Origin of the sequence: Erythrobacter sp. Alg231-14 (assembly GCF_900149685.1) — a bacterium.
Taxonomy (GTDB): domain Bacteria; phylum Pseudomonadota; class Alphaproteobacteria; order Sphingomonadales; family Sphingomonadaceae; genus Erythrobacter.
The window spans coordinates 1,872,849-1,886,322 of record NZ_LT702999.1; the positions used below are offsets into that span (position 1 = coordinate 1,872,849).

The 13,474-nt window shown below is 57.8% G+C and carries 14 protein-coding genes; 7 read left to right on the forward strand and 7 right to left on the reverse strand.

The features are described from left to right. Positions 1–104: 104 nt before the first annotated feature. From BQ8290_RS08950 to BQ8290_RS08965, 4 genes are all read right to left on the reverse strand, one after another. A complete protein-coding gene (locus BQ8290_RS08950; RefSeq protein ID WP_108789438.1) occupies positions 105–1,298 on the reverse strand; it encodes an efflux RND transporter periplasmic adaptor subunit in 1,194 nt (397 codons plus the stop codon). A gap of 286 nt (positions 1,299–1,584) precedes the next feature. Next, entirely contained in the window at positions 1,585–1,854 is a 270-nt protein-coding gene (locus tag BQ8290_RS08955) for a GlsB/YeaQ/YmgE family stress response membrane protein (protein ID WP_108789440.1), read from the reverse strand. A gap of 99 nt (positions 1,855–1,953) precedes the next feature. Continuing rightward, positions 1,954–2,253 carry a CtrA inhibitor SciP gene (gene sciP / locus BQ8290_RS08960; RefSeq protein WP_108789442.1) on the reverse strand — a complete coding sequence of 100 codons (300 nt, stop codon included), beginning with the start codon at positions 2,251–2,253 and terminating at the stop codon, positions 1,954–1,956. Then, positions 2,253–2,729 (reverse strand): hypothetical protein, encoded by a 477-nt coding sequence (locus BQ8290_RS08965; protein ID WP_108789444.1) that lies wholly within the window; start codon positions 2,727–2,729, stop codon positions 2,253–2,255. The genes sciP and BQ8290_RS08965 overlap by 1 nt, the downstream gene beginning before the upstream one ends. Before the next feature lie 178 nt (positions 2,730–2,907). Between BQ8290_RS08965 and mnmA the strand changes: the two genes are divergently transcribed. Next, entirely contained in the window at positions 2,908–4,122 is a 1,215-nt protein-coding gene (mnmA, locus tag BQ8290_RS08970; RefSeq protein ID WP_108789446.1) for a tRNA 2-thiouridine(34) synthase MnmA, read from the forward strand. 16 nt (positions 4,123–4,138) lie between these two features. Here the strand turns inward: mnmA and BQ8290_RS08975 are convergent, their stop codons facing one another. Next, a complete protein-coding gene (locus BQ8290_RS08975) occupies positions 4,139–4,477 on the reverse strand; it encodes a hypothetical protein (protein ID WP_337661257.1) in 339 nt (112 codons plus the stop codon). Positions 4,478–4,594: 117 nt separating this feature from the next. Here BQ8290_RS08975 and BQ8290_RS08980 point away from each other — a divergent pair, with 117 nt between their 5' ends. Continuing rightward, positions 4,595–5,752, forward strand: coding sequence for a serine hydrolase (locus BQ8290_RS08980; RefSeq protein WP_108789448.1), 1,158 nt, complete (start codon positions 4,595–4,597; stop codon positions 5,750–5,752). A gap of 15 nt (positions 5,753–5,767) precedes the next feature. Here BQ8290_RS08980 and BQ8290_RS08985 read toward each other — a convergent pair whose 3' ends face one another. Together BQ8290_RS08985 and pdxH are read right to left on the reverse strand one after the other, a co-directional pair. Next, a complete protein-coding gene (locus BQ8290_RS08985) occupies positions 5,768–6,571 on the reverse strand; it encodes a PhzF family phenazine biosynthesis protein (protein WP_108789450.1) in 804 nt (267 codons plus the stop codon). A gap of 10 nt (positions 6,572–6,581) precedes the next feature. Then, positions 6,582–7,235, reverse strand: coding sequence for a pyridoxamine 5'-phosphate oxidase (pdxH, locus tag BQ8290_RS08990; protein ID WP_108789452.1), 654 nt, complete (start codon positions 7,233–7,235; stop codon positions 6,582–6,584). A 442-nt stretch (positions 7,236–7,677) separates the two neighbouring features. Here pdxH and BQ8290_RS08995 point away from each other — a divergent pair, with 442 nt between their 5' ends. The 5 genes from BQ8290_RS08995 to BQ8290_RS09015 all read left to right on the forward strand — a co-directional run bounded on the left by BQ8290_RS08995 (position 7,678) and on the right by BQ8290_RS09015 (position 13,469). After that, positions 7,678–8,685: a DnaJ C-terminal domain-containing protein gene (locus BQ8290_RS08995; protein WP_108789454.1), complete on the forward strand. Its 1,008-nt coding sequence runs from the start codon at positions 7,678–7,680 to the stop codon at positions 8,683–8,685. Positions 8,686–8,709: 24 nt separating this feature from the next. Further along, positions 8,710–9,780, forward strand: coding sequence for a YihY/virulence factor BrkB family protein (locus tag BQ8290_RS09000; protein ID WP_337661258.1), 1,071 nt, complete (start codon positions 8,710–8,712; stop codon positions 9,778–9,780). Between the two features lie 37 nt (positions 9,781–9,817). Beyond that, positions 9,818–10,642 carry an enoyl-ACP reductase FabI gene (gene fabI / locus BQ8290_RS09005; RefSeq protein ID WP_108789456.1) on the forward strand — a complete coding sequence of 275 codons (825 nt, stop codon included), beginning with the start codon at positions 9,818–9,820 and terminating at the stop codon, positions 10,640–10,642. A gap of 112 nt (positions 10,643–10,754) precedes the next feature. After that, positions 10,755–12,695, forward strand: coding sequence for a polysaccharide biosynthesis protein (locus tag BQ8290_RS09010; RefSeq protein ID WP_108789458.1), 1,941 nt, complete (start codon positions 10,755–10,757; stop codon positions 12,693–12,695). A gap of 60 nt (positions 12,696–12,755) precedes the next feature. Further along, the gene (locus BQ8290_RS09015) at positions 12,756–13,469 is read left to right on the forward strand and encodes a polysaccharide biosynthesis/export family protein (protein WP_337661259.1); all 714 of its coding nucleotides are present in this window, start codon (positions 12,756–12,758) and stop codon (positions 13,467–13,469) included. Positions 13,470–13,474: the final 5 nt, after the last annotated feature.

Here is a 13,474-nt window from a genome sequence, read left to right on the forward strand (position 1 = left end):
GGCCGGATGGGCCAATTCTGCTCTCAGTTACGCTGTGCAGCGCGGGCTGGCGGGGCCAGACCGATTGCACGTCAATTCTCGTCAACCGCTTGCGCGGCTGTGTTTTATTCGCCGTCGCGGCGCGGTATCACTGTTTCACCCGGATTGAGGAAACCACCAGCGCGCAACACAATCATTTCGCTGCCCGAAAGTCCTTCCATAATGGCGATGCCTTGGGGGGTGACCATACCGGTCGTAACCGTTGTTCGGGTCGCCTTGTTTTCTTCATTCACCGTGTACACAAAACTGCCTTCGCTGTCGGAGAGAACCGCGCTCTCTGGCAAGATGATGGCTTCGATGGATCCGCTGTCGATGGATGCGGTGGCAAACCCGCCTGGGCGCAATTCGGGGGCATAAGGCAATGCAATGCGAGCCGTCCCTTGGCGGCTGATAGCGTCGATCGTCGGTGACAATTGCCAGACCTGACCTTCGAATGTCTTGGCCGATCCCGTGGGGACAATACTCGCGCTAACCCCTTGGGAAAGGCCAGCAAGTTGGCTCTCACTCAATTGCGCGCGCATCTCCATTTCACCGCCGCGGGCAATCGAAAACAAAGCGGGCGTGCCTGCGCTAACGGTTTGACCGGGCTCAACGCTGCGTTCCAACACATAGCCAGCCGCCGGTGCAATGATGTTCAACCGAGCCGTGCGTGCGCGCAATTCTGCCAACTGCGCCTCGGCAACTTTGACCCGCGCCGCGGCGGAATCGCGGGTGGCAGTCAAACGATCGACATCCGCTTGTGATACAAATCCGCGCTCAACCAATTGAAGCGAGCGGTCTAGGTTGGCTTGGGCCAATTGAGCATCGGCGCGCGCCACTTCGATTTGTGCAGCTTGAGCGGAGGCCTGTTGGCTTTGAACCGAGCGATCGATCACCGCCAAAACCTGTCCTTGGCCAACCCAATCACCGGCATCGACCCGCACCGACAGAACCTGTCCACCTTCGCCAACCACGCCCACCGGCATAGGACGACGCGCGGCCAAGGTTCCGGGCGCTTCGATAACGCCGCTTACGCTGGTCTTGCCGGGTGAAACAACGGTAACCACCGGGTTTTGCGCCCCATCATCCGCTGCCGGGGCCGGATCACCGCCTGGCATAAGGAAATACGCCGCGATGGCTGCCAGCAGAACCAGCAAGCCGATAAAGGCAAACAACAGCTTTTTGGAAGAGGATGTCGAGCCGTCTGGACCAATGCGAGATGCAACATCGGTCGCGATGTCATCTTGAGTCTCTGCTGTGATCGTTGTCTCGTAGTTCATTACAGTGCCCTTTTCGGGTTGGCCCGTTTGGCCAACTGCGCCGCAACCAGTGTGTTACACACATAAGTCACCTTTCGCAATCCCTCTTAAGCTTGCGATCGAAATGGGGCAATGCGCGGTTCGACTGATGACTTTGAGCGTAGACGAATGGCAAGCGCATACGTTCCGCAGAGCATTCCGTCTGTGCACCAAACACAATGGGGCGGCGCGACCGCATTGGCCGCACCGCCCCATTTTTTCGCATTTGGGCCTGCGCTAAAGCGCGTCAAAACCCAATTTTGCGTGATCAACCACGGACACGGCCGCGTTGAATAAGGTTAACAATGCCGAGCAGAACGATGGCGCCAACAACGGCTACACCCAAACCAATCAGCGAAAATTCTTGAACGCTGCCGCTGATGCCGAGAAGCGGTCCAGCAATCATATTGCCGACGACCGAGCCAACACAGCCCACAACAATGTTCCAAAAAATGCCCATCGAAGCGTCGCGATTCATGACAAGGCTTGCAAGCCAGCCAGCAACGCCACCAACGACCAATGCGATAATCCAACCCATATTATTTCCCTCCAAAGCGTTTGGTTTCACCAAATCGACAACAGAGGAATAGGTAAACTTCCGTTTGCGCGCAATGCGACTCTAGAGATATCTGTTAAATCAGTACTTTAGCTGCCGCTCATACAGGTCACGATAGTGCTGAATGCGTGTCACCCGCAGCCCTTGCATGCCCGAACGGTCCACCGCGCGTTGCCAAGATGCGAACTCTTCAAGCGTCAGCCCATAGCGTTCAAGCACTTCGTCAATCGTCAGCAATCCGCCGTTCACCGCAGCAACGACTTCGGCTTTGCGCCGCACAACCCATCGCTTCGTCTTGGGCGAAGGCAAATCGTCTACAGTCAGCGGCTCACCGAGTGGGCCGATCACCTGTGCCGGGCGGATGTCTTGGTTTTCAATCATCAATATTCTCTCGCATCGCCTTTAACCGCATGCCCCCGGGTGTGAACTTCGCCGGAATGAAGATCACAAACATGTTGGTTTTGTATTTGGTCGCATTCATGGATCATACCGGGCGAGCCTTTGAATTGCTCTAAAGCAACAGGGTTAACGTCCGGTTCGCAATGATCCCGCGTTCGAAAATACCGCGTCGCAGCGTCGGCAAAGCTGTTGGAATCGTCAACCGCATTGGGTCCGTTGTCTGCGTCGCGCCGAAGGACCAGCCGCAAGTCGCGCGCCGCGTTGAGGCGAGCGGTTAACTCAGACCATTCGATCGCGCGCAGTTTCTCGCTTGCTTCACCGGAATCATCCCGATGGCTTGCGATGCTGCTGATCAGCAGGTCTTCTCCAAACGCAGTGTCGGTTGAGAATTGAGCCCGGTTTTGACCGGCATTCTCAGCGTCTTTCGCTTGTGGAACAGGCTTGTCCTTTTCGAACATGAGCCATTCTATAATCAGCGGACGTCAAGATGTAGTAAAACCCATCTTTACCACTGCTTAGGATTAGTGCGGGCTCTAAGAGCAACCGAATTACGGCCAAACCCCCTGCATTAGCGCCTGTTTTACGGCGGCACAGGGTGGCGAAACCCATAGGGCTCGCCTATATCCCGCAGCGATTATGACCTTAACAGCACCTTTAAAGAACGACTCGGTTTTCGATTTGGACACCGCCGCCCTGTTCGATTTGCCGCGTCCGGCGAAAGATTGCCGAATCGTCGTCGCAATGAGCGGCGGAGTCGATTCGTCCGTTGTGGCCGCTTTGGCTGCGGATACTGGTGCAGAGGTGATCGGCATCACGCTGCAATTGTATGATTACGGCGCCGCGACCGGCCGCAAAGGCGCGTGTTGCGCAGGTGATGATATTGCCGATGCGCGGGCGGTTTCGGACCGGCTTGGTATTGCGCACTATGTTTTCGATCATGAAAGCGCCTTTCGCGAAGACGTGGTGGAACAATTTGCTGACGAATATCTTGCGGGGCGCACACCGGTGCCCTGCATCCGTTGCAATATGGGGCCGAAATTCACCGACCTGTTTCGGATGGCGCGCGAATTGGGCGCAGATTGTTTGGCCACGGGGCATTATGTCCGCCGGGTAGAATGCGAACACGCAGCGGATGGCGCAGCCAACGGTTCCGATCCAACCGATCCCGGCCCGCATCTATACCGCGCGGTCGATCCAGCGCGCGATCAATCCTATTTTCTATACGCTACGAATCAGGAACAGCTCGACTATATACGCTTTCCTTTGGGTGGATTGCCGAAAGCCAAAGTGCGCGAATTGGCCGAAGCAGCGGGCCTGCGCAACGCAGCAAAGCCCGACAGTCAGGACATTTGCTTTGTCCCGGATGGCAATTACGCCAAGATCGTCACCAAGATGCGGCCCGAAGGGGGCGTTCCGGGCGCCATCGTTCACGCGGCGACTGGCGAAACGATGGGCGAACACAAAGGCATCGTTCATTACACCGTGGGTCAGCGTAAAGGCCTGGATATTGGCGGTCAGCCAGAGCCGCTTTATGTCATCGGATTGGACGCCGACACGCGCGAAGTTCGCGTAGGGCCCAAACGGATGTTGGCGGTGGAAAGCGTCACGGTCATCGAAACCAATTGCATTGGCGCGTTCGCGAAAGACGAAACGCTCACGGCAAAGGTCCGCTCCTTGGCTAAGCCCGTGCCGATCGCACTGGACGGCCCCATTGGCGGCGGCGCGGCGACTACGATGCGTTTTGTTGAACCGGAATTCGGCGTTGCGCCCGGACAAGCGGCGGTGATCTATGCCGGTGAACGCGTAATTGGCGGCGGCTGGATCGACGCGACGACATCTGTCGCCAGTTGAAGGGATTAGGGCTGGTTTAGCCCTCCCATTCTTCCAACACGCATCCATACCCTTCGCGATAGGTTGCGGTGGTGGATGTTACCATGGGGAACGTGGCCGTAACGCTGCGCGCCTCTATGTCATCCGATAGAGAGACAAGCTCCATCCCGCCAAGCTTGTCCTTTTCACAATCCTCAAGGCTGCGATCGGAAACGAAGCGGCACGAACATCCGACGCGCGCGGCGTAAGAGGTGCCGACCTCGGCATAACCTTGGACTGCGGCGCGGTTGAACCAAACCGCCACGACCAGCGCCACGACGGCCAACAGGATCAACCACACAATGATCCGGCCTACCTTCAATTGTGATTTTGCCATTGCTCTGCCTAAACCTCTGTCTTCAACGGGATCATTGTACTTGTGTCCAAAGCCTTTGCCATACAGCCATGCTCTGAACCCTTGATTTGTCACGACCCTTGTTGAATTGAGGGCGCTATGACGTTTCGTAGACCTTCCCATATCGCCGCCGCCGCGCTCCTGCCAACCTTTGTGTTATGCGCGGCCTGTGGGGAAGCGCCCGCGCCTCCGCCCGATCCGCTTACACAAGAGGCTCTGGATGCGGTGTCCGAAGATGCTGGCGCCCCAAAGGACCAGATCGCCCGCCAAATCGATGAACTGTTCACGATGGAAGGTTTGGGCGAAACCCGCGCGGTTTTGGTGTTGGCCAACGGCAAGATCGCGGCTGAGCGATACGGCGATGGATATTCATCCGAAACCAAATTCATCAGTTGGTCGATGGCCAAAACGGTGACCGCAGTTTTGGTCGGAATGCTGGTCGCCGACGGCTTGTTGAGCGTCGATGAACCCGCCCCGGTGCCGATGTGGCAACGATCCGGCGATCCGCGCGCAGACATCACGTTGCGCCATCTGTTACAAATGCGCGCCGGGTTGCGCCACACCGAAGCGGGCGATCCCCCGTATGATTCATCCGAAGTCCGCATGTTGTTCCTTGATGGGCGCGATGACATGGCCAAATGGGCGAAAGAGCAACCGTTGGAAGCCGAACCGGGTGAACGGTTTGAATATTCGTCCAACACCACCGTAATTCTGGCCGATATCGCCGCACGCGCTCTTACCGAAAGCGATGATCCCGTGGCGCGCCGCGACGCCGTGACAGATTACTTACAAGAGAGATTGTTCGGTCCTTTGGGCATGACCTCCATGGTGCCCGAATTCGACGCGTCCGGCACGTTGATCGGCGGCAGTTTGATGCACGCCACCGCACGCGATTGGGGCAAGTTTGGCGAATTCATGCGCGCCAAAGGGCGTGCGCCGGGCGGCGAGCAATTGGTGCCGAGCCGTTGGATCGAGGCGATGGTGGACCCTAGCCCAACCGCGCAACAATACGGATTTCAAACGTGGCTAAACCGCCCCTTGGGGCAGAAAGGCGCCGAGTTTGGTCATCCGCTTTTCCCTGAACGCGCGCCCGCAAACCTGTTCGCTCTGATCGGGCATATGGGGCAATATGTGCTCGTATCCCCAGATCAAGGGGTGACGATGGTCCGTCTGGGCCATTCCACCAGCGCCGAGCGGCCAGAGATGTTGCAACAAGCGGCCGACGTCATCGCTTTGTACCCTGTAGAAGGCGAATAAGAGCGCCCCTTACGCTCAGAGGTGGAACTGCCCCTCAACAACGGTGACGCACGGCCCGCCAAGCCATGCGCGACCACCATCAAGCGTAAGCGCAAGGTCCCCGCCGCGTTCGCTGGCCTGATAGGCCGTGAACTGATTGCGATTCAATTTTGCCGCCCAATAGGGGGTCAAGACCGAGTGCGCAGATCCGGTCACGCTGTCTTCGTCCACGCCGCCGCCGGGTACGAAAACACGGCTCACGATGTCGGTGTTGTCGCCGGGGGCGGTGCAGATGAATTGATCTGTCCCCAGTTTGCCCAGCCCCGCAATGTCGGGCGCAAGGGCGCGCACCGCCGCTTCGTCGGCGAATTCAAACACCGAATAGCCGATATGTTCATCGCCCGATCGATAGGTTGAAATCGGCGTCGCGCCCAACAAGGCCTCGGCTTCGGGGTAGGCGCGCGGAGCGGTCGGGATTGCGGGGAGACCCACTTCGTATCCGGCATCTGCTCTGCGCACTTCGAGGATGCCGGATTTGCGCGTGCGAAACGTCAACCGATCCCCGCCATCGCGCGACAGCAGGATATGCCCGCTGGCCATGGTCGCATGGCCGCAAAGTGCGATCTCATATGTCGGCGTGCACCACCGCAATTCCCAATCGGCCTCTCCGGTCGCATCGCGCACGACAAAGGCCGTTTCGGCGAACAGGTTTTCCGCGCCGATCGCCACCAATTGATCATCCGGCAACCATTCGTCGAGCACCATAACGGCCGCCTGATTGCCGCCAAAGGGCTTCGCGCTGAAGGCATCGACATGCCAATAGGGTATCGTCTTTGTCATGGGGTCATCCTTAGGGGTAAAGCAACGTGTCGGACCAACCGGCATCCGTGCGGGCGAAGACCCGCCGGTCATGCAGGCGATTGTCGCGATCAATCCAGAATTCGATGCGTTCGGGGCGAACGGTAAAGCCGGTCCAATGCGATGGGCGCGGCACTTTACCGACCGCCTCATGTTCGGCCCACATCGCTTTCACGCGGTCCAAATAGTCCTGACGCTGTGGCAAAGGGCGCGATTGATCGCTGGCGGCGGAACCGACTTGGCTGTTGTAGGCGCGCGAGTGGAAGTAGGCGTCGGCGCGTTCCGGCGTTACCTCCTCCAACGGCCCCTCAATACGGATCTGCCGGCGCAGGCTCTTCCAATGGAACAGCAGGCTGGCATGGGCGTTCGCGCGGACTTCTCCGCCTTTGCGGCTTTCAGCGTTGGTGAAGAAGGTGAAGCCGCCTTGAGGTCCCGATTCGCCGGGGCCGTGTCCTTTGAGCAAGACCATGCGCACCGATGGCCGTCCATCCGGCGTCGCCGTTGCCAAAGCCATTGCGTTGGAATCGTTCGGCTCACTATCCCGGGCCAACGCGAACCATTCATCAAACAATGCAAAGGGGTCCGCACCGGCGGGGATCACACTGTCGGCCAATTGCGCCGAATCAAGAGCATCAGGAGAGGTCATGCGTGGCTTTCCTTAACCGCCGTAGCGGCGCAGTGGTATGCCGCCATCGCGGCGGGGTGTTGGTGCGGCTTACACCGAGACATGGACCGCATGTTACACGGTCCAAAGGCCAAAATCTTGGCGCTGTGTATATGGTTGCAAAGGTCTCTTTTCGAAAGGCTTTTAACACGGACGCGCATGACGGCGATCCTTAGAGCGCCGGGACACAGTAGGAAAGCCTGGGCATGATTGCGTGCGCTGCATGATGGAACGCGTAAAAAGCCACTCAATTGATTGGGTTATTGGGGCCGAATGCGACCCAGATCATAGACGTCACACAGCGAATTTGGGGGTCATGGCGGGGCGACCTTCACACGCAGATTCGACGATAAGGTAAATTTTGCTTTCCCGAAATTGCGCAGCACGCTTGCACCTGCCCACCGCCTCACCTAGCTAACACACCATGTCCGACCCTTATCGCACTCTTGGCTTGGCGCGCACGGCTTCCGAAAAGGAAATCAAAAGCGCCTATCGAAAGCTTGCCAAAGAGCTTCACCCTGACCGCAACACCGACAATCCGAAGGCGGCTGAGAAATTCTCGGACGCGACAAAGGCGTATGATTTGTTGTCCGACAGCGACAAACGCGCGCAATTTGATCGCGGTGAAATCGACGCGGAGGGCAATCCTCTCAATCCGTTTGGCGGAATGGGCGGAGCAGGTCGCGGGTTTGGGCGTGGATTTGGCGGCGCTGGCCCCAGACCAGGTGGCCCCGGCGGGTATCGCGACCAAGAATTTGGCGGGTTCGATTCCAACGACATGGATTTGGGCGATCTTTTCGAAGGGCTGTTCGGCGGCCGTTCCAAACAAAACGAATCCACAGGACGGCGCGGATTTGGCGGTGGACGTGGTGCGCCCCCGCCCCCTCTAAAGCGCGGCGCGGATATTCAATATCGTTTGGCGGTGCCGTTCGTTGATGCCGCCTCTGGTCGCGATCAACGCATCACATTGGCCGACGGCAAAGCGATCAATTTGAAACTGCCCGGCGGGGTCGAAGACGGCACACAAATGCGCCTTAAAGACAAGGGGCACAAAGGATCGGGCGGCAATGGCGATGGGATCGTTATGGTCGAAATCGCCGCGCATCCGTTTTTCCGCCGCGATGGAGACAACATTCGGATGGATTTGCCGATCACTTTGAACGAGGCGGTCAACGGCGGCAAAGTCAAATGCCCCACGGTCGATGGCCCGGTCATGTTGACGTTAAAACCCGGCGCCAATGGCGGCACGGTGATGCGGCTTTCTGGCAAGGGGTGGACCAAGAAATCTTCCAATCCGGGCAAGGGGAAACCGGTCCGCGGCGATCAATTGGTGACGTTGGAAATTCAGATGCCCGAAGATCTGGATGGGTTGAAAGAACAGTTGGGCGATTGGAACGATCCGGCCACCCCGCGCGAAAAATTCGGCCTTTAAAGAGACAGCCCTAGAGAAACCGATTTGGCAATTAACGGGCATCCTCCTCATCTCCCACCGCCATCAGAGCGTCGGCTGCAATCGCTTTCGCCGGAGGCGCGGCGCGCCGATTTCCTTAGAACGCAAAGCCTGTTGCGAGAGGATGGCGTTGCAACGGACGGGATAAGCGCGGCAATTTCCCGCAGCGATTTGGCCAGTCGGATCGGCCCGGGCACCCGCGTTTTTGAAGTGGTGCGGCGCATCGTCGCCGGCACGTATCGCGATGGTTTTATCCATGCGGGCAACCTCGCCTATCTGTCGATGTTGGCGATATTCCCGTTCTTTATTCTAGGCGCGGCTTTGTTCGAATTGGTCGGCGGGCGCGATCGAGCGATCGAATTGGTAACCGCCGTGTTGAACGCGATGCCGCCCACCGTGGCCCGCGCGATAGAACCGGTTGCACAAGACGTAATCTATGCCCGCGATGGATGGTTGTTGTGGTTTGGCGCCATCGTCGCCCTTTGGACCGTATCCAGCTTGATCGAATCCATCCGCGACATCCTGCGCCGGGCCTATGGAACACAGGCGAGCCAAGCGTTTTGGAAATACCGATTGCTCTCGGTCGGGCTGATATTGGTCGCGGTCATATTGTTGATGGCATCGTTGTTTGCTCAGGTCGTGATTGGCGCTGCGCAACAGGTGATAATCGCCAATTTCCCGCAATTGTCAGAAGCGATCGATGCATTGCGGATATCCCGCCTATTCCCGGCCTTGGGCCTTACGGGATCACTGTACCTATTGTTTTACACACTGACCCCGGCGCAATACCGGGCCAAGTCGTTTCCTAAGTGGCCCGGCGCGGTGTTCACGGCGCTTTGGTGGCTTGGCGTGACAACCGCATTGCCGCCGATCCTGCGCAGCTTTTTCGCCTACAGCTTAACCTACGGCAGTTTGGCCGGGATCATCATTGCGTTGTTCTTTTTCTGGCTCGTTGGGCTTGGTCTCGTTATCGGGGCGGAATTGAACGCAGCGCTCACCGAACCGGAGGCGGTCGACCCCGATGGCATCGCGCCACAACCGGCCACCGACGACACCACAGAGCAACACAACACATAACAAGCAGGCCGATGGCCTCACAGCAGGAGAACCGAACATGACGCAGCTAATGAAAGGCAAGCGCGGCCTGATCATGGGGCTCGCCAATGACAAGTCGCTGGCGTGGGGAATCGCACGGACTTTGGCCGAACATGGCGCGGAATTGGCGTTTTCCTACCAAGGTGACGCCTTGGCCAAACGGGTGAAGCCACTGGCCGCGCAATTGGGCAGTGATTTTACGTTCGAATGCGATGTATCCGATATGGACTCATTGGACGCCGGGTTTGCCCAATTGAAAGAGCGTTGGGGAACGCTTGATTTCGTAGTTCACGCCGTTGGGTTTTCTGACAAATCGGAATTGCGCGGCAAATATGTCGACACCAGCCTCGACAATTTCCTGATGACGATGAACATCTCTGCCTATTCGCTGGTCGCGGTGACGAAACGAGCCGTGGAATTGATGCCACCCCTGGCCGAAGACGGCACCGGTGGTGGCTCAATCCTGACGCTAACTTACTACGGTTCAGAGAAAGTTATCCCACATTACAACGTGATGGGCGTTGCAAAGGCGGCGTTGGAGGCGAGCGTGCGCTACCTTGCCAACGACCTTGGTCCTGCCGGAATCCGCGTCAACGCGATCAGCGCTGGCCCGGTCAAAACCCTCGCGGCAAGCGGGATTGGCGATTTTAGATACATACTAAAATGGAATGAATTGAACGCGCCTTTACGTAGAAACACTAATATAGATGATGTTGGTGGATCGGGCCTTTATTTCCTTTCGGAACTTTCTTCGGGTGTAACCGGCGAAGTCCAACACGTTGATAGTGGCTATCACGTAGTAGGGATGAAACAAGAAGATGCACCCGATGTGGCTCTTTCTTAGCGCCCCACTCAATTGCCCGGTTCTGACCTCAAGTGTATTCGATGAACACTTGAAGAAGGGCCGGTTTTAGCAAACATCGTGCGGCCCGATTGAAAGGCAATTGGGTCGCATCATGTTGAAGAAAACCACTTCACCCCCGACTCCCATGACTGTGAATATGCGCGCGGCGATTGACCGTGTGGACACGTTCACGCGCGGGCAAAAACGCCTCTTGGTCGCGGCCATTGATGCCGGCCTATGCGTGGTGGCGGTGTGGTGCGCTTTCTTCCTGAGACTGGGAGAATGGCAATTCTTCACCGAAGGCGTCGCGAAACTGGCGACGGGCGCGCTGATCTTTTGGTTTATGAGCGCCGTCCTAATCGGTGTGTACCGCGAAATGTTCCGGTTTTCCGGTGGTGGAACGATGATCCGCATCGGCAAGGCGGTGGCGATTATGTCGGTGCCGATGGTTGTGATGTTCTTGGCATTTACGGTCGTGGGTGTGCCGCGCACATTGGCCGTTCTCCAACCTCTGATCTTCTTCTTATTGTTGGGCTTTAGCCGGTCGGCGATGCGCTATCTCATAATGGATCTGGGCGCGCCCCAATCCTATAGCGGGCAACCGCGGCGTATTTTGATCTATGGTGCAGGCGCAGAAGGCGTCAGCCTCGCCAATGCGATCCGTCACGAACCCGGTTTGCAAGTGGCCGCCTTTGTCGATGACGATGGCTTGAAACATGGACAGCGGCTGGATCGCCTAAAGATCTACAATTCGTCGCTGCTGCCCACTTTGATCAGCAAGCACAAAATCAGCGATATCTATCTCGCTCTGCCGCGCCTTTCCCGCAGCGCGAAACAAAAGATCATGGAAAGCCTAAGCCAGCATCCGGTTCAGGTCATGGCGCTGCCCAAAGTGCGCGACATCATCGAAGGCGGCGTTTCGATCAATGAGTTTCGCGAAATCGATATCTCTCAATTGTTGGGCCGCCCAGCCATCGCGCCTGACCCCCAATTGATGGCAGGGACCATCACCGGGAAGACGGTGATGGTAACCGGCGCGGGCGGTTCCATCGGCAGCGAATTGTGCGCCCAGATCGCACAATTGAATCCAGCCAAATTGATCCTCGTCGAAGTGAGCGAATTTGCGCTCTATTCCGTTGATCACACGCTGCAATCGATGGCAAAAACCATCGGCGCGCCGTTCGAGATCGTCCCTGAGTTGTGCAATGTTTCCGACAGACCATCGGTTACACGCGTGATCCAACGCCACCGGCCCGACACGATCTTTCACGCCGCCGCATACAAGCACGTTCCCTTGGTAGAGGCGAATGTGATTGGGGGCGCGCGCAACAACATTTTTGGCACGCTCAACACGGTCATGGCCGCATTGAATTCGGGCGTTTCCAATTTCATCCTGATCAGCACCGACAAAGCCGTGCGTCCCACCAACATTATGGGCGCGACCAAACGTGTCTGCGAACAAATCCTACAGGCATATGCCAGCCGCCCCGACAAATCGAACGGCACCATTTTCACCATGGTCCGGTTCGGCAATGTGCTGGGTTCATCGGGATCGGTGGTGCCTTTGTTCAAACGTCAGATCAAAGAAGGCGGACCGCTGACCATCACCGATCGTCGGATCAACCGGTACTTTATGACGATCCCAGAGGCCGCCGAATTGGTCATTCAAGCCGGCGCAATGGCCGATGGCGGGGAGGTCTATGTCTTGGACATGGGTGAGCCGGTCAAGATCATCGATTTGGCGCGAACCATGATCCGCCTTTCCGGATTGCAAGAGATCGATCAACAATCACCCGACGGCGATATTGAAATCGTAGAGGTCGGCCTGCGCCCAGGCGAAAAGCTCTATGAAGAATTGTTGATCGGCGACAATCCGCGCGAAACATCGCACGCCCGCATCATGCAGGCGCGTGAAAGCCACATGTCCTTTGACGCGCTAACCGATGCGGCATCCCACCTGCTCGAAGCGATTGATGCCGGGCAAGCGGACGAAGTGCGCGCGATCATCGCCGATATGGTTCCCGAATACGCCCCGGCCCCCGCCCCGGCATAATCGCCGCTCCAAAACCCCCATTCCAACCCTCACCCGACGCCGCGCGCAAAGGAGAACCCTGTGAAATTGTTGCCGAAATCTTGGCCAAATATGTGCGTGCTTGCCGCGTCCGCTGCGCTGCTTGGCGCGTGCGCTTCGGACCCCGCCCCGCTGCAAACCACGCAGTATGTTTCGGTGCTCGATGCGGATCAATTGCCGGCCCCGCTGGACAACACTGGGATCCTTGGCCCGCTTGATCGGGTGCGGGTCGATGTTTTCGGCGTCGAAGAGCTAACCCGCGAAGTACAAATCGATGGCAGTGGCCGGATGTCCTACCCTTTCATCGGGTCGATGGACGTGTCGGGCAAAGCGCCTGCCGCGATCGAAACACTGATCGCAGCCCGGTTGAGCGAAGGGTACGTCCGCGACCCTCAGGTCTCCGTCAATCTGGTCGACACGGTCAGCCAAACCATCGCCATCGAAGGAGAGGTGGAAAGCCCCGGCATTTACGCAGCGGCAGGGCAATTGACCCTGTTGCGCGCGCTGGCATTGGCCGGCGGGCCCAGTGAATTTGCATTGCGCGAGCAGGTCGTCGTCTTTCGCGACGTTGGCGAGGATCGCTATGCCGCCGTCTACAATTTGGACGCGGTGCGGCGCGGCGCTCTCAACGATCCACGCATCTACGCCAACGACATCATTGTTTTGGGCGATTCGCCACGGCGCCGGTCCATCGACCGTCTGGTGACGATTGCCCCTGCCCTCGCATCCCCGCTCGTGATTCTTTTCACCCGCTAATCAGG

Coding starts and splice junctions, on each gene's coding strand:
- BQ8290_RS08985 (WP_108789450.1), bottom strand. CDS start 6,571: ATGACAAAGACGATACCCTATTGGCATGTCGATGCCTTCAGCGCGAAG.
- BQ8290_RS08975 (WP_337661257.1), bottom strand. CDS start 4,477: ATGGCAAAATCACAATTGAAGGTAGGCCGGATCATTGTGTGGTTGATC.
- mnmA (WP_108789446.1), top strand. CDS start 2,908: ATGACCTTAACAGCACCTTTAAAGAACGACTCGGTTTTCGATTTGGAC.
- BQ8290_RS08955 (WP_108789440.1), bottom strand. CDS start 1,854: ATGGGTTGGATTATCGCATTGGTCGTTGGTGGCGTTGCTGGCTGGCTT.
- sciP (WP_108789442.1), bottom strand. CDS start 2,253: ATGATTGAAAACCAAGACATCCGCCCGGCACAGGTGATCGGCCCACTC.
- BQ8290_RS08995 (WP_108789454.1), top strand. CDS start 7,678: ATGTCCGACCCTTATCGCACTCTTGGCTTGGCGCGCACGGCTTCCGAA.
- BQ8290_RS08965 (WP_108789444.1), bottom strand. CDS start 2,729: ATGTTCGAAAAGGACAAGCCTGTTCCACAAGCGAAAGACGCTGAGAAT.
- BQ8290_RS09010 (WP_108789458.1), top strand. CDS start 10,755: ATGTTGAAGAAAACCACTTCACCCCCGACTCCCATGACTGTGAATATG.
- BQ8290_RS08950 (WP_108789438.1), bottom strand. CDS start 1,298: ATGAACTACGAGACAACGATCACAGCAGAGACTCAAGATGACATCGCG.
- fabI (WP_108789456.1), top strand. CDS start 9,818: ATGACGCAGCTAATGAAAGGCAAGCGCGGCCTGATCATGGGGCTCGCC.
- pdxH (WP_108789452.1), bottom strand. CDS start 7,235: ATGACCTCTCCTGATGCTCTTGATTCGGCGCAATTGGCCGACAGTGTG.
- BQ8290_RS08980 (WP_108789448.1), top strand. CDS start 4,595: ATGACGTTTCGTAGACCTTCCCATATCGCCGCCGCCGCGCTCCTGCCA.